Origin of the sequence: Paenibacillus sp. ov031, from assembly GCF_900143165.1 — a bacterium.
Classification (GTDB): domain Bacteria; phylum Bacillota; class Bacilli; order Paenibacillales; family Paenibacillaceae; genus Paenibacillus; species Paenibacillus marchantiae.
On the sequence record NZ_FRDO01000001.1, the window covers coordinates 1,032,103 to 1,047,006 of the forward strand.

Here is a 14,904-nt window from a genome sequence, read left to right on the forward strand (position 1 = left end):
AATTGGGCCAGAATAAAATGGAAAAATACGGGTTGACAGAAAAATCCCTTACGTATACAATCGTATACATAAACAATTTGTATACAAATGTATACGAAGATGGAGGTGCTTCAAAAATGAGAGAAAGACATATAAATGTGAACGAACAACCTGATCGCCATGGAGAGCGGTCCAGACGGGGTCGTGGGGAAGAAGAGCGACAAGGTGAAGGTTCAAGACGTGGGAGAGGGCATGGAGAGCATCACGGAAAACGGGGCAATGGGGCACAAACGTTTCGCCGTGGAAGAATTTTAGTCTTTTTGGAACAAATGCAGAATCGAAGAGCTACGTTGGCCAGACAGCTTGGTCAGGAGGAGTTCCGGAATATTCATCAGATGATAAGTGGTGAACTGAAAGCCATTGATCAGGTCATTGATGAATACATCCAACTTTTTGAATTACAAAATGAAGAAGAAAGCCCTAATCAGGATCTGGAGAGTGAATAAGAATGGTTCGTCGTTTTTTCTCGTATTATCGTCCTTACAAAAAACTATTTTTAATTGATTTTGGTTGTGCAGTACTAGCTGGTTTACTAGAGCTGGCATTTCCACTTGCTGTAAGCAAGTTCATTAATGAGTTGCTGCCAGGTCAAGATTGGCCACTCATTATCCTCGCATGTATTGTCTTGCTGTCGATCTATGCGCTGAATACCGTCTTGAATTATGTCGTGACCTACTGGGGACATATGCTTGGCATTAACATTGAAACCAACATGCGTTCGAAGATGTTTGCTCATTTACAAAAGTTATCCTTCCGGTTTTTCGATAATCGCAAGACGGGTCATCTGATCGGTCACCTTACCAATGATCTCAACGATATTGGAGAGGTTGCTCACCATGGACCTGAGGATGTATTCATCGCGATTATGACTCTAATTGGATCTTTCTGGCTTATGGCGAACATTAATTTAGAGCTTGCACTGATCACCTTTGTCATTATTCCTATCATGGCCTGGGTCATTATCGTGTTTGGTGGTCGCATGACGAAGACCTATCGGCGCCTCTTCGGAGATGTGGGGAATTTCAATTCCCGTATCGAAGACAACGTAGGCGGAATTCGTGTCGTTCAATCGTTCGCTAACGAAGAGCATGAGAAAAAACTATTTTCCGTAGATAACGAGAACTTCCGTAAAACAAAGCTGCTTGCTTACAAAACGATGGCGAAGAGTATATCGGTCAGCTACATGATGATGCGTCTGGTTACTGTGTTCGTTATGATTAGCGGTGCCTGGTTCTTTATCGATGGCAGAATTGATATGGGTGATTTCATGGCATTCCTGCTGTTATCCAACATCTTCTTCCGTCCGATTGAGAAAATTAACGCCGTAATCGAAAGTTATCCTAAGGGTATTGCAGGATTCAAGCGTTATCTGGAAATCATTGATACCGAGCCGGAAATCGCTGATGCGAAAAATGCCGTTGAGCTAAAAAGCGTCCGTGGAGATATTCGTTTCGAAAATGTCTCGTTCGGTTATGAGGAAAATCGACGTATTCTGAATAATATCAGTTTGTCCATCAATCCAGGCGAAACCGTTGCTTTTGTGGGTCCTTCCGGTGCAGGTAAAACGACCATTTGCAGTCTGCTTCCACGGTTCTATGAAGTAGAGGAAGGTCGGATTACCGTTGATGGAGTTGATATTCGTGAGGTTCAGCTGGAATCTTTGCGCAAACATATCGGTATTGTTCAACAGGATGTATTTCTCTTCTCAGGCACAATTAAGGAAAATATCGCTTATGGCGATTTAACGGCAACAGACGAGCAAATCTGGGATGCAGCCCGTCGTGCATCTTTGGAAGAGTTGCTTCTTACTTTGCCAGAAGGGATTGATACGATCATTGGTGAGCGTGGTGTCAAACTTTCCGGAGGTCAGAAACAGCGCCTGTCCATTGCTCGGATGTTCCTGAAAAATCCACCGATTCTCATTCTGGACGAAGCAACGTCCGCTCTGGATACCGAAACCGAAGCATTAATCCAGAAGTCCTTGGCGGAACTGTCAGTGGGCAGAACAACCCTTGTTATTGCACACCGACTGACAACGATCAAGAATGCAGATCGCATCCTTGTAGTCAATGCGGATGGCATCGCAGAGCAGGGTAACCATGAAGAACTGGTCGCTGCCGGAGGCATATACAGCAGACTTCACCAGGTGCAATACAGCCATTCTTAATAGCCAAAAAACAAACCGTGCATTTGCGCGGTTTGTTTTTTTGTTTTTTTTGTTTTTCAATAAAGTGACATTCATTTGAACTATAAAGTTCATCAATATTATATATTGTTGACAACGTCCACTAAACTGATTATTATAATGTTGACAATGTCCACTAAAAGGGAGGGTTTCACATCGACTCTCAGCAAATAAATGCAGATATGTTGACTGAAATGCGGCGTTTTAACCGTTTTTATACCAATATACTCGGTGTACTCGATAAACATATCCTGGGAACGGGATACTCCTTCGCTGAAGCAAGGGTCATTATTGAAATTGGCATTCAAGGGGAGAGCATTGCGAACAATCTGGTGGATACACTGACCATTGATCGCAGCTACATGAGCCGAATTGTAAGTAAACTGACCCGAGAAGGGCTGCTGATGAAAGTGGATTCAGCTGCTGACAGCCGCGTTAGTTTGATTCGCCTGACTGAAAAAGGGCAGGAGCTTTACGGTGAGTTGAATGAACGTTCAGATCAGCAGATTGTGAAGTTAATGCAAGGTTTGGATGAGGAAGAGATCAGAGAAGTTTACGCTTCAATGATGAATATTCAGGATAAGTTGAACAAAAGAGCAGGAGAGACAAGACGATGATACGATTCGAATGTGATTACAACGAAGGCGCGCATGAGCGCATTTTGCAAAGACTAATTTCAACGAACATGGAACAAACGAGCGGTTACGGTAAAGATGCCCATTGTGATCGGGCGAGAAGCCTTATTCGACAAGCTTGTGAAAATGAACAGGCGGATGTGCATTTTTTGGTTGGTGGTACACAGACCAATACAACGGTTATTGCCTCCATTTTGCGTCCATACCAAGGCGTGATTGCAGCGACTTCGGGCCACATCGCGGTCCATGAGACGGGAGCGATCGAAGCCACAGGTCACAAAGTGATCACGGTACCAAGCGAGGATGGGAAGATCACGTCAGATCAGGTCAAAGCGGTCTATGATGCCCATTGGAATGATGCAGCACCTGAACATTGTGTCCAGCCCGGAATGGTTTACATATCCCAGCCTACTGAGAACGGTACGATGTACAGCAAGGCAGAGCTGCAAGCATTATTTAATGTGAGCCAACAGTGTGGTCTCCCGTTCTTTATTGATGGGGCGCGTCTTGGGTATGCTCTTGCTTCCCGGAATTGTGATACGACTCTCGCTGATCTCGCACGCCTATGTGATGTATTCTATATTGGCGGAACCAAGATCGGAGCATTGATGGGAGAAGCGGTAGTCATCCTGAACGACAAGCTTAAGCCAGATTTTCGTTATATGATCAAACAAAAAGGCGGCCTGCTTGCCAAAGGCAGATTGCTGGGCATTCAGTTTGAAACGCTGTTTGAAGATGGTCTGTATCTTGAAATTTCCCAGCATGCGGTGGACATGGCCATGTTGATTCATGATTCACTTGTGGAGCAAGGTATTACTTTCCTATATGATTCACCAACCAATCAGCAATTTCCGATTCTGCCAGATGATCTGCTTCAGGATTTACGCAGCCGTTACTCGTTCACATTCTGGGAAAAGGTGTCCGATACACACAGCGTCGTTCGTTTTTGTACCAGTTGGGCCACCCAGCGGGAAAATGTGGACTCACTGATTCGTGATATTTCCCATGCTCTGAACAAATTGAAAGCTTGTGTGTAATCATTAATCCCTAAAGATAGTACATCGGCGGATTAAAACGCCAAAGAAGAAGTCGCCATGTTAATGGCGACTTCTTTTTTTGTTTACTGCTAAATGTTCCATGAATGTACTTCTAAAATTGAATCACGACCATTTGATGACAGGACCACTCCGGTATCGTGTAGGTCACAAGGCCGTTCACCTGACTGAATGGGAGACTAAGGTTCTGTGGCGCCAGATACACATCTTGTACTTGTTCGGCAGCCGCAACCGTCACCTCTGTATTGATAAGTGGAGGGATATCCTCGATAACTTCCACACCTTGTCCTCTACGTACTGGAGAGGCATACAGTAGATGATTCACCCAACGGTTCGAGTTCTTCTGAATCTGCAGCGTGGTAACCCCTTGGGCAGGTAGGTTGGTTATCAGCGACTTGTTGTTACTCAGTAAACGGTCCAATGCGTAACAGATGATTTCCTTGACAGCCAAGCTCCCCTTCGTCGCATAATCTTCAAAAACATTCCACGCGATATAGATTCCATCCTGACCTTCAGCCATGCCAGTTCCCGATTCCTGCAGATCAGAAGGGGTATGCTGGTGAGAGCAGAACGTGAACAAGTCACGGTTAAAATATGAATTTTCCTTACTGCCAAGTACGATGCCGTCTGTCGTGGGCACTGTGTTCTGTCCTTCGGTGTACATGACGAAAGAGGCTGTACGCAGCGAAGGAAGCTCGAAATTCGGACGGAAATAGGAGGGACGGAATGGGGAAACATCCTGATATTCTACACCCAAATCGAATTCAAAGCCCGTACCATCCGGTGAGAGTCCGGAACGGCCAGTGGCGAGAATTTTGCCGCCCCCGGCAAGAAAGGCTGTCAGTTTGGTTTTGATTGACTCTGTAATGCTAATGGCATCCGGCAAAATAACAACTTTATATTTGGATAGATCAGCCTGCAGATCTACTACATCGAAGAGATAGTGGCCTTCCAGCAAAACTCTTACAGCACCGGTATCGTGGTGTTTGTGCTGGTTATGAGGATCGCCTCCGGATTCCCATAAGGCTGCTTCCACTGACAGCAACGCGATATCGGCCATAGCGGTAGTATCTCGGCACCATTCTTCCTTTGCTTCTACCTCGCGGTAAGCTTCCCCGATCAACGAATACGTGGCAAGGTCCATCTGACCACCTGGATGCAGCTGATCTCCAATGGAGCAGCGTGCCCCGTTCGCAAGGCTCAGTGCAGTTTCATAACGCAGCGCGTTGGGGTGCTTGTATCCACCGAATTCGCCCCAAGAGGTATGGAATTTTCCGGTCATGCCGAGGAAATCCATGCCCAGTGTTTGCGCATAACGTGCAGAGAGTGGGAAGTGGTCGTACCCCCAGCCGCCCGTAGGTAGCGATTCCAACTCTAAATGGGTATTTACATGGGCGAGATCCCGCCGCCCTCGGTCGACGTGACTGCTGTTGTGGAACACTGGTAATCCGGGTTTCACTGCATGCACAGTCTCATTCATTCGATTAGCATAACGAGCATACGTCTGTTCCCACAGTTTTTTCATATCTTGAATGTTTCGTGGATCGGAGCCCTGTGAGCGAATCTCGGCAACACAATATTGACAATAACATTCCCTAACACCAACGATATCGAGGAAGATGCCGTCCGCATCATAATTCTTTACGACTTCCTCGACCTGTAGAGTGAGCACGTCAAGATAAGGGGTGTTCATGCAAAATTGATGATATCCCGGTGTCATGAAGTCGGCTGTCCAACTGATTTGCTCCTGCTGATTGCGGATGAGCCACTGAGGATGCTTGCGGGCGAGTCGCTCATCCAGGCCAGCAGAGAGATAGACCGGTGTCTTCACGCCTATCTCATGAGCAGCTTCAATCTGGGCACCCAGAAGATCGAAATTCAGATGTGGATGCATTTGATTGGCGGTTGTCGGGTGATAGGCCCAGCCATGATGGCACTTGGAGAAAATGGTGATGGAATCGACGTATCCAGTCTTAAGCATCTCCTGAAATTGCTGCTTCGAAAAATCACGGCCAATGCCTTCAATGGCTTCTGACGTATGAAAATCGAGATGAACTTGACGAAATTTCATGCTTGCATCCCCCTGGTCATTAAATGATAGAATCATATTATATCTACCACTCTAATCGATCATCAGCTCCGATACAGCTGACAATCACGACTATATATAGCACATTATCTACATTTTAAACAAAGGAGGGATCTCATGCTTGTACTTGAACTTCAAGTTCCGCCGTTTCCGCTATTAGCAGCCATTGGGCACACCGAATGGCAGCCGGGCATGCAGCATGCCCAGCGTAGCTTTGATGTGTTTGATCTTATTATTTGCGCCAAAGGAGAGCTGTACATGGAGGAAGATGGCCTCCGTTACGAGATTGCGGAAGGTATGATGCTGGTTCTTGAACCTGGCAAAGACCACCGTGGCTATAGACCAACGGATGTGCAGACGGAAGTATACTGGATTCATTTCCAGCTTCCCTCTGTGCAAAAGATGATTTTGAAAGAAAAGACGACTTGGGAGCAGCCTTTACTTCAACAAACAGACCAGGATATTGAGGCACCCCCAGGAGTCATTGAAATTCCCAAATTCGCCGGGGTGGATTTACGTAACCTGGAGCCGATAATGAAAGAAATGCTTGATCTGCACCATGTACTCACCCGTCAGCGCTCCTTCGAGCTGCATGTTCTGTTGGGCCAATTCCTGCTGCAGTTACAGAAGGGAATGAGACAGAACAGCCCGCAGGCTCGTTCCTATTTTCTAAGCGAGAAGGTGGCGACTTATCTTGGTCAACGTCTAGATCAGCCGTTTGATTCCGGACAGATGGTGCGTGATCTGCTTTATCATTTTGATTACCTGGCCCGCTGTCTGAAGCAGTATACGGGGATGAGCCCGCTGCAATACAGGCATCACCTGCAAATGGAGAAGGCCAAGCGGTTATTGGCACATTCGGAGCTTCCACTGAAGCGTATCGGTGAATTATGTGGACTGCAGGACCATAACTATTTTACACGGTTATTCAAGCGTCAAACTTCCCTCACGCCTGGAGAGTACCGCAAGAAGCATCAGTTGTATTTCATGGAATAGATATGATCAAACGAAAAACCGCCCGAAAGGGCGGTGGATGATGACTTATTCAATGTCCTGGAATTTCAAATGATCAAGCTTTAAAGTCCTCGCTTCGTACAGGACTAGCATTCGATAAGGCCTGCCGAAGACTATCCGCTCCATGCTCCTGGTAACTAGGAGTCCCCGGTTGTTGGCGCCACGATTCGTCCAAACCGCCAGCGTCTATGGCGTCAAATCCCAACTCTTCGACAAGTTGAAGTACAATTTTCTTTGTATCAGGATCATCACCAGCTACCGGGAGAGCAAGTCGATCAGGTGAGCCGGCAGGCAGTCCACGTTCAAGCAGATTAACAGCGGAAATCCCATTAAAGGCTTTGTTGACAGGATGTTTCAAGAATTGCTCGACCCAGCGGCTTTCAGGTAAGCCACCCTCGATCTCGGCAATCAAGCCGTCACGCTGACGGGGGTAATAGTTCCCGGTGTCAATAATGGCAGCACCAGGTGCAGTTTGGTCTAAGATACCATCAGGGAGATCCGGAATATTCTTTTGTGGAATCGTTACAATGACCAGCTCGGCTCCATGGGCGACGTCCGTTACTTCAAGCGGTTTTGCGCCTGTCTCTTCAGCTAGATCCGTCAAGGTATGAGGACCGCGCGAGTTAGCAATCGAGACATCATGACCAAGTTTGGTGAGACGACGGGTGAGATTACCACCGATATTTCCCGTTCCAATAATTGCGATTTTCATTTATTCCGACTTCCTTTCCCGATTTAATATGGTATGACATCTTCACTGTAACAGAGAACAATAGAGCTGTAAACAACTTCTTGACTGAACGTTACAAATTACCTATACTAAGATTTATTATTTCGTTGAGAAGGGAGGAAATGAAGTGACCAGAGGTGGAAGACCACGAGAATTTAAGGATACGGCTGTGATTGACGCAGCCATGGATGCCTTTTGGTTGAACGGATACGAAGGGTGCTCTACTGAGGATCTATGTAAACAGACCGGTCTCGGGAAGGGCAGTTTATATAATGCGTTTGGTAGCAAACATGATTTATATGAAAAGGTACTCCAGCGTTACCATGAGGAAGGAATACGGGAGCAAAGCGAGATTTTACAGAGCCCCTTACCGTTGAAAGAAAGATTACGCGGCCTGCTGGAGTGGGGTGTACAGGAAGATTTCTCGGAATCAGGGCGAAGAGGCTGTCTCCTAATTAATGCAGCAATGGAACGGGCACGGGTTGATCCTATGGTTGAAGAAGTGGTGACACGGCATATCGGATTGTTGGAGGATGCACTTTATAATCTGATGGAGCAGGGTGTCCAGACAGGAGAGATTACTTCAGGGAGACCAGCCAAAGAACTGGCAAGCCTGTTCCTAAGCAGCTATTACGGACTTCGCGTGCTTAACAGTTCTTCACAGAACCGTGATCTGGCAAAAAGTATTGTAGAAGGTACATTGGCAGCTATTTACTAGCCGGGTAATCCGGCACTTTTTTTTGCATTAGTTTTGTACCGATCATTACAATAGTGTGGTTTTATAACTCATATGAAAAGGGGAATTGAAGATGCCATTGGCAATCTATGTGCTTAGCTTAGCTATTTTTTGTATGACTACCTCAGAATTTATGGTAGCTGGAATGATGAATACACTTGCGGGGGAGTTTGGAGTATCTGTCTCGCAAGTAGGATATTTGATTACAGCCTTTTCAGCGGGGATGGTCGTAGGAGGTCCCTTACTAACCGCTGCTCTGCTGAATATGCCTAGGAAAAAAGCGTTCATTATGCTAACCGGACTGTTTCTCGCTGGACAGTTGCTTGGCGCGATCGCAGGTAGCTATGAGGTTATGATGGCCTCACGCATCATAGCAGGTGTTGCTTCCTCAGCTGCTTTTGGCGTATCAATCTCGATCTCTGCTTCGCTCGTGGAGGAAAACCAGCGGGGACGGGCGGTGTCGATAATCTTCGGGGGTCTTATGATTGCTACGGTTCTGGGTACACCTGCTGCAACGTGGGTGGCCGATGCTTATGGCTGGCGTTTCAGTTTTTGGGCGGTCGCCATTCTTGTTCTACTGTCAGGAGTAACTGCATTGCGGTTGATCCCCGTATTATCCAGACCGGAGCCCACGAGTTTGCGTCATGAAATGAAATCTTTTCGCAATCGCAAGCTCTGGGCGGCTTACCTGACAAGTTTTCTTATTATAGGAGCCACCTTTGCAGCATTCAGCTACTTTGCTCCAATTTTTACAGAGTTGACGGGCTTTTCAACGTCCGCGGTGCCACTATTGTTTGTTGTGTATGGAGCTGCTACGGTTGCTGGTAATCTGATCACTGGTCGACTGGCGGACCGATACACTATGCTGATTCTAACGATAGGGCTTGTTCTCTTGACGTTTGGTCTTCTGACATTCGCCATTGGCGTACATACAGCTGCCGTGGTTATTCCTGCCGTAATCATCATCGGGTTGGCCGGGGTTCCAATGAATCCGCCTATGGTCGCGCGAGTGATACGCGCGGGAGGAAGTGGTCTGATGGTGAACACCGTTCATACCGCGATCGTCACCTTTGGTGTAGTGGTAGGATCTTCTGTTGGTGGCTTGGCCATTAGTGCCGGTTACGGCCTGGTTGCGCCGATCTGGGTCGGGGTTGTGTTGGCTTTGGTAGGTGTAATTTCGCTGCTTCCGTATATGCGTGGAATCTTCAAAGTTAAGGTTGCAGATATGGATATAAAACATTAAAAACGTTTGATAAGCCGATTTGGCTTTCAGACTTTATGTTCAACAATATGAATAAAAGCAGCCCAGATACGATAAAAGTACTGGACTGCTTCTATTTTTTTGAAATGTGCCCCGGGACATTTCTTCGTATTATTTATAATACAAATGAATTACCCTAATAAATTATTCTTCTGAGATAAATCTTTTGCCAAGCCACAACATTCCGACGCTAATGATTAGAAAATATAAGGGCATTACCAGCAATGAACCGTTATGCAGAGCACCCATTCCCCATGTCGTAAGGCTTACCAGCAAGTAGTAGCCCAAGCTGAATATGGCACCTGCTGTGCCAATTACATCTTGAAAATGAACAAGGGCAAGACTTAGACAATTGGGCAAAGCAATACCTGCGCCAATCAATAGAACAAACTTGGCAGTTAACATGCAGATGATCTGCAAAAGATTGGGCAGCATAGACAAGCTGCTTCCAAGGGTTAGGAGCAGAGCACCGCTGGTCATGACCAGACAACCCAAACGAATAATCTTTTCCGGTGCGTAAACGGTCAATAATCTTTTGGAGATCATTGCACCGACCACCGATGCCAAGGCCACAATAATGCCCAGAAAACCATAAACGCCAGGCGACAGATCAAAGTGTTCAATGAAGATGAAGGGAGCTTCGGCATAATAACTGAATAAAACTCCGTTAATACCACCGATCAATACGCCAAACACCATTACGCGCGGCATGGCGAGCATCTTTTTAACAACCGGAAGTATAGCCACCTTGGATCGTAAAGAAACGTTCGTTGTCTCCGGCAGTTTAATAAAAGCATATATGAACAACAAAACGCTCATCAGTACTAACGCAAAGAATACCCATCTGAAGCCAAGGGCCTGATCAATCCAACCACCAATCAGTGGTCCAACTGCCGGTGTAAATGCAATGACAGCAGAGATTTGGGCAAACATCGCATGTCTTCGATCTCCCGATACACTTTCTCGAAGCATGGTTTGGGTGATAATCGAGCCAGTTGCGGCACCGAAAGCCTGTACGAAACGGCCGATGAGAAGCAACTGAATCGATTCCGAATAAAAGCACATCAAGCTTCCGATCCCATATACGATGAGACCGCCCAGCATTGCAGGTCTGCGACCAATCAAGTCGGACAGCCAGCCCCAGCAGAAAACGCCTAAGGCAAATCCTATAAAATAGATGCTTAACGTGAATTGTACGGAACTATTAGATACACCAAGTGCTGCTGCGATATCTGGCAGCGATGGAGTGTAGATGGTTTCGCTGATTTGTGGAAAAGCGATAAGAACAATCATTAAAAGCAAAGATGGTACAGCATATTTCTTCATTATATATTAGCCCTCCTACAAGCTTATACTCTGTTATGACAACAAGAATATGAGCCTAGCTAGGGAAAGGGGGGCATCATGATGGCGAGACGATTATAAATCATCATTTGTCGAATTACCTTTCATCATTATAAGAGTAGGAGGGTTTGACAATCATTGTTAATACTCGGCCTAGGTTAACATGCTTGATATGTCAAGTCAACCAGCTCTAGCTAATCGTACGATTAAGCAGTTTTGTCCCAAGCTCTGAACGTACTAGACTTGGAATTATGAAATTTAATGAAGCTAGCTATTCGCCAAATGGCAATATAGGACAGGGCAACTACATTATTCAGGAATCCAAGAGTCTTGGGATCAATGCCTGAGATGAACAAGAAGTCAAAGAATCGGATCGAGAAGATAACAATAATTAAAACATAAAGAGATACGTTTCTTTTATAATACATCTTGCCATCCGATTTCCGCTCGAATTGCGTCACCAGAATTAATGGGATCGACAGAATTGCACCTATAGCGATCGAAATGATCATTCTGCCTGATGTAAGCACCAATGTAGGGTCGAACAATTCAAACAAAGATGAAGAGATATAAAGGATCGGAATTAATAATTTCCGGCCTGATTCGTGCAATGGCTTCTTGCTGCCCTGGATAACGCCCCTTAAGATAAGCACGACAATTAATAATGAGATTGTTAAAGATATTGGATTCATGGTAAGCACCTCGTCTGTTTTTTGTGTAACCTAAGTATCGAGGATATTTAAAATTTATATCAGTGTACAAAGTAATTCGTTTAAGGTGACTTTTGTCATCTTCCCGCAAAGATTTATTTTTACAACAAGGAACGGTTTCCAAAACAAATAGGACGATCTCTTCCCAATTGATTCCGGGAAAAAGTCGCCGCTTCAAAAATCTTTTTTTATTGTCTATGTGACAGGGCTATGACCTCGGAAGGCACCTGTCGCTCAATTTGACGAAGTAGAACAACTTGACCGCAGCAATTTTTTACAGTTAGATCGTAACGGCCCTGATGGTGGCAACGGACAACTACTTGTTCGTTATAAGTTCCGTTAGCTGGTACATATCTCTTTTTTAGTGATTTTTTTGGATATGTCCACTCATTCATTGCAGTGCTGGAGTGAGCTAAAAAATATCAAACGGTCGCATCATTTCGTAGTCTTCATGCTCAAGCATGTGACAATGCCATACATAACGCCCGGTAAAAGGTCCGAAACGAGCAATAATCGTTGTAACGTAACCGAAGGGGGTTGCTACAGTATCTTTTAATCCCATTTCATACGGATTAGGAGGACTGGGCGGGCCTGTGAAAATAAGTTTTCCGGTTTTCTGAAAATGAGAAACATCAAAAGGTTGACGATCAAGAATTTGAAAATCAACCAAATGAATATGAATGGGGTGAGGGTCATCATCAATGATATTAATGATACGCCAGATTTCAATCGTATTTACTTCAATTCTTTCGGAGATTCGATCCATCCACATTTTTCCATCTAATAGATTTAAGGAGCGACCATATTGATCCTTCACTCTGACAAGTGTTAAATATCTTGTTCTCTCTGCCATACTTTTTGGGAGTCGTTCGAATGCTTCTAAATAAAATGGAAGTGAGCTGGTATCTATACTTTTTAATGGGACACTTATTCTGAATTGCATGATATCTATTGTTTCAGGGGACGCACTCTTGGTGACATTTTTGAGAATAATAGTTTGACCATAATATTGAGAAAAATCAATGATCACATCTATACGCTCGGCACTTAAAAGTACAAATTCGTTTATTCTTATTGTTGTCTCAAGAAAGCCGCTATCGGTTCCGAGTTGATAAAATGGTTGATTGGATTCCATTTTTAATGTAAGGATTCGACTATTGGATGCGTTTAAAATCCGAAAACGGTATTTTCTTGGTTCTACCTCCAAAAATGGATAAACCTTGCCGTTTATCAGAATGGTATCCGCATCAAAAGGAGGAACAAGGGAAGGATGAGGCAAGTTTGCATCGTTTTGATCCGGTTTGCTGGGGTAGCATAGAGATCCGTCCGGATTGAAAGATCGGTCCACAATGAGTAGAGGGATTTCATATTTTCCTTTAGGAAGATTAAGGGATTGTTCATTTTGGTCTCGAATGAAATAAAATCCCGCGAGTCCTGCGTAGACGTTCAATCTTGTAATGCCTACTGTATGATCGTGGTACCATAACATTGTAGCTCGTTCAATATTTGGATACGTATAAACCTCTCGTTCAAACAAAGGTCCCGTTTGCTCAAAATTTCTCGTAAACCAAGCCTCGGGGTAGCCATCACTATGAGCTGGCGTTCTTCCTCCATGTAAATGCACAACGCTCCTACCCTCTGGAACAGTAATTTCCGAACCATGAATCGTAGTATCAACGGGAAGAAAGTGCTTATTGGGCAGGTCGTTCATCCATTTAACAAACACGGTTTCATTCTTCATCACTTCAAACGTAGGACCTGGAAATGTTCCGTCATAACCCCATAAACGGGTAGGCCCGAGGTCTCTATGCAGCTTCTGAGAAAACTCCTTCATAGTCACTTCGTAATAAGAACTATTACTGCTTCGCTTCCTAGGAGATAATGTGTTTGGAATAGGCAGTTCATCCACGAATTTTTGTAGTTTTATCTTGTCAGGCATAAGAATTGGGAGCCTCCCCACGGTTAGAATTACTATGTAATTTTATGATCTTGAACTTGTTCATTATGTTAGTTGTATATAACTATTGGGTATGCATTCTATTTGTATGTCATTTATACAAACGAGTAAAACGATAGTGATTTCCGCAATCTTTCACTATATGATAAAAGAAATGGATGATTTCAATGAAAGGGAGCGTCGCTTTGGATCGGAAAAGTGGAACAAACACTCTTGGAAGGGCTTTGGATATTTTATTTGCGTTATCTGAGGCGAATGGAACATTATCAGTTAGTGAGATCGCAGAAAAGGTCAGCATTCCAGAAAGCTCAACCTATCGTTTTTTGCAAACGCTTGAAAAGAACGGGATTGTGGAGCGTAGGGGCAAAAATCAGATCGGACTTGGTTTGCGTATTCTAGATTTAGCTCGTAGCTTGAATCAACAAATTCATCGTGAGTTGTTGTCACTTGCATTGCCTATTATGATCAATCTGATGGAGTCTACACAGGAAACTTCGTTATTGTTCGTTAGAACTGGAAATGATGCTGTTTGCATTCAACATGTGAAAGGTCGAGGTCTTATTCAATTTGTAATCGAAAACGGTAGACGTTTGCCTTTACATCAAGGCGCTTCTGGAAAAAGTATCCTGGCTTTTGAAAATGAGAAGACGATTGAGCAGGTTGTAGCGAATATTACAAACGATCGGAACCGATCGGAATTGATTGATAGTTTGAAAGCTGTCAAGGAACAGGGCTTCGCTTGTACTGAAGGAGAATATGATCCCGATGTATTTGCGATTGGAGCACCAGTATTGGATAGTCATGGTCTTGTCGTGGCAAGTCTATCTATTGCGGGTCCTTTATTTCGCGGGACGAAAGAGAGGATACCCGAAATGATTAATAGCGTTATGGAATCGTCCAAGCATCTCTCCAATCTACTTGGAGGGGAATAGAAGAAAATCACCGATCACAATTAATCCCGATAGAAATAGTGGAATTAATGATTGACAAAAGAATGTCCTTGGTAATATTATTGAAATAAGAAATTTAATTATCGCATGTTAATAATAAATGGCTGACCATAACAGTGGAGGTCTTGTTTTTCGCCCATTGGCGAGAAATAAGGCCTTCTTCTTTTTTAGCAAGAATTCGCAATAATAGTTAAATGAT

General features: G+C 44.5%; 13 protein-coding genes. 8 read left to right on the forward strand and 5 right to left on the reverse strand.

From position 1 onward, the window contains the following. Window positions 1-116: 116 nt before the first annotated feature. The 4 genes from BUA17_RS04520 (at window position 117) to BUA17_RS04535 (ending at window position 3,896) form a co-directional block, all read left to right on the forward strand. Complete coding sequence (locus BUA17_RS04520) at window positions 117-485, forward strand: hypothetical protein (protein ID WP_090806120.1); 369 nt, start codon at window positions 117-119, stop codon at window positions 483-485. 2 nt (window positions 486-487) lie between these two features. Further along, window positions 488-2,206: an ABC transporter ATP-binding protein gene (locus BUA17_RS04525; RefSeq protein ID WP_063565166.1), complete on the forward strand. Its 1,719-nt coding sequence runs from the start codon at window positions 488-490 to the stop codon at window positions 2,204-2,206. A gap of 200 nt (window positions 2,207-2,406) precedes the next feature. After that, entirely contained in the window at window positions 2,407-2,841 is a 435-nt protein-coding gene (locus BUA17_RS04530) for a MarR family winged helix-turn-helix transcriptional regulator (RefSeq protein ID WP_231952523.1), read from the forward strand. Then, window positions 2,838-3,896 (forward strand): threonine aldolase family protein, encoded by a 1,059-nt coding sequence (locus tag BUA17_RS04535; protein ID WP_072732737.1) that lies wholly within the window; start codon window positions 2,838-2,840, stop codon window positions 3,894-3,896. Before BUA17_RS04530 ends, BUA17_RS04535 begins: the two co-directional genes overlap by 4 nt. Before the next feature lie 112 nt (window positions 3,897-4,008). Here BUA17_RS04535 and BUA17_RS04540 read toward each other — a convergent pair whose 3' ends face one another. Next, window positions 4,009-5,985: an alpha-amylase family protein gene (locus BUA17_RS04540; RefSeq protein WP_063565164.1), complete on the reverse strand. Its 1,977-nt coding sequence runs from the start codon at window positions 5,983-5,985 to the stop codon at window positions 4,009-4,011. A 135-nt stretch (window positions 5,986-6,120) separates the two neighbouring features. Between BUA17_RS04540 and BUA17_RS04545 the strand changes: the two genes are divergently transcribed. Further along, window positions 6,121-6,999: an AraC family transcriptional regulator gene (locus tag BUA17_RS04545; RefSeq protein ID WP_072732738.1), complete on the forward strand. Its 879-nt coding sequence runs from the start codon at window positions 6,121-6,123 to the stop codon at window positions 6,997-6,999. A 73-nt stretch (window positions 7,000-7,072) separates the two neighbouring features. Here BUA17_RS04545 and BUA17_RS04550 read toward each other — a convergent pair whose 3' ends face one another. Then, window positions 7,073-7,729 (reverse strand): NADPH-dependent F420 reductase, encoded by a 657-nt coding sequence (locus tag BUA17_RS04550; protein ID WP_072732739.1) that lies wholly within the window; start codon window positions 7,727-7,729, stop codon window positions 7,073-7,075. A 145-nt stretch (window positions 7,730-7,874) separates the two neighbouring features. On the opposite strand from BUA17_RS04550, the gene BUA17_RS04555 reads away from it, so the two are divergent. After that, window positions 7,875-8,465: a TetR/AcrR family transcriptional regulator gene (locus tag BUA17_RS04555; RefSeq protein ID WP_072732740.1), complete on the forward strand. Its 591-nt coding sequence runs from the start codon at window positions 7,875-7,877 to the stop codon at window positions 8,463-8,465. Between the two features lie 91 nt (window positions 8,466-8,556). Continuing rightward, window positions 8,557-9,726, forward strand: a complete 1,170-nt coding sequence (locus BUA17_RS04560) for an MFS transporter (RefSeq protein WP_063565160.1) — start codon at window positions 8,557-8,559, stop codon at window positions 9,724-9,726. 162 nt (window positions 9,727-9,888) lie between these two features. Here BUA17_RS04560 and BUA17_RS04565 read toward each other — a convergent pair whose 3' ends face one another. The 3 genes from BUA17_RS04565 to BUA17_RS04575 all read right to left on the reverse strand — a co-directional run bounded on the left by BUA17_RS04565 (window position 9,889) and on the right by BUA17_RS04575 (window position 13,737). Next, window positions 9,889-11,070: a multidrug effflux MFS transporter gene (locus BUA17_RS04565; protein WP_072732741.1), complete on the reverse strand. Its 1,182-nt coding sequence runs from the start codon at window positions 11,068-11,070 to the stop codon at window positions 9,889-9,891. A gap of 224 nt (window positions 11,071-11,294) precedes the next feature. Then, window positions 11,295-11,780, reverse strand: a complete 486-nt coding sequence (locus tag BUA17_RS04570; protein ID WP_072732742.1) for a CcdC protein domain-containing protein — start codon at window positions 11,778-11,780, stop codon at window positions 11,295-11,297. A gap of 430 nt (window positions 11,781-12,210) precedes the next feature. Then, on the reverse strand, window positions 12,211-13,737 hold the full coding sequence (locus tag BUA17_RS04575; protein WP_083584579.1) for a multicopper oxidase family protein: 1,527 nt from the start codon (window positions 13,735-13,737) through the stop codon (window positions 12,211-12,213). A gap of 203 nt (window positions 13,738-13,940) precedes the next feature. On the opposite strand from BUA17_RS04575, the gene BUA17_RS04580 reads away from it, so the two are divergent. Then, window positions 13,941-14,687, forward strand: coding sequence for an IclR family transcriptional regulator (locus BUA17_RS04580; protein WP_244552066.1), 747 nt, complete (start codon window positions 13,941-13,943; stop codon window positions 14,685-14,687). The last annotated feature ends 217 nt before the right edge of the window (window positions 14,688-14,904 follow it).

Coding starts and splice junctions, on each gene's coding strand:
- BUA17_RS04530 (WP_231952523.1), top strand. CDS start 2,407: ATGTTGACTGAAATGCGGCGTTTTAACCGTTTTTATACCAATATACTC.
- BUA17_RS04545 (WP_072732738.1), top strand. CDS start 6,121: ATGCTTGTACTTGAACTTCAAGTTCCGCCGTTTCCGCTATTAGCAGCC.
- BUA17_RS04540 (WP_063565164.1), bottom strand. CDS start 5,985: ATGAAATTTCGTCAAGTTCATCTCGATTTTCATACGTCAGAAGCCATT.
- BUA17_RS04560 (WP_063565160.1), top strand. CDS start 8,557: ATGCCATTGGCAATCTATGTGCTTAGCTTAGCTATTTTTTGTATGACT.
- BUA17_RS04575 (WP_083584579.1), bottom strand. CDS start 13,737: ATGCCTGACAAGATAAAACTACAAAAATTCGTGGATGAACTGCCTATT.
- BUA17_RS04570 (WP_072732742.1), bottom strand. CDS start 11,780: ATGAATCCAATATCTTTAACAATCTCATTATTAATTGTCGTGCTTATC.
- BUA17_RS04535 (WP_072732737.1), top strand. CDS start 2,838: ATGATACGATTCGAATGTGATTACAACGAAGGCGCGCATGAGCGCATT.
- BUA17_RS04550 (WP_072732739.1), bottom strand. CDS start 7,729: ATGAAAATCGCAATTATTGGAACGGGAAATATCGGTGGTAATCTCACC.
- BUA17_RS04520 (WP_090806120.1), top strand. CDS start 117: ATGAGAGAAAGACATATAAATGTGAACGAACAACCTGATCGCCATGGA.
- BUA17_RS04565 (WP_072732741.1), bottom strand. CDS start 11,070: ATGAAGAAATATGCTGTACCATCTTTGCTTTTAATGATTGTTCTTATC.
- BUA17_RS04525 (WP_063565166.1), top strand. CDS start 488: ATGGTTCGTCGTTTTTTCTCGTATTATCGTCCTTACAAAAAACTATTT.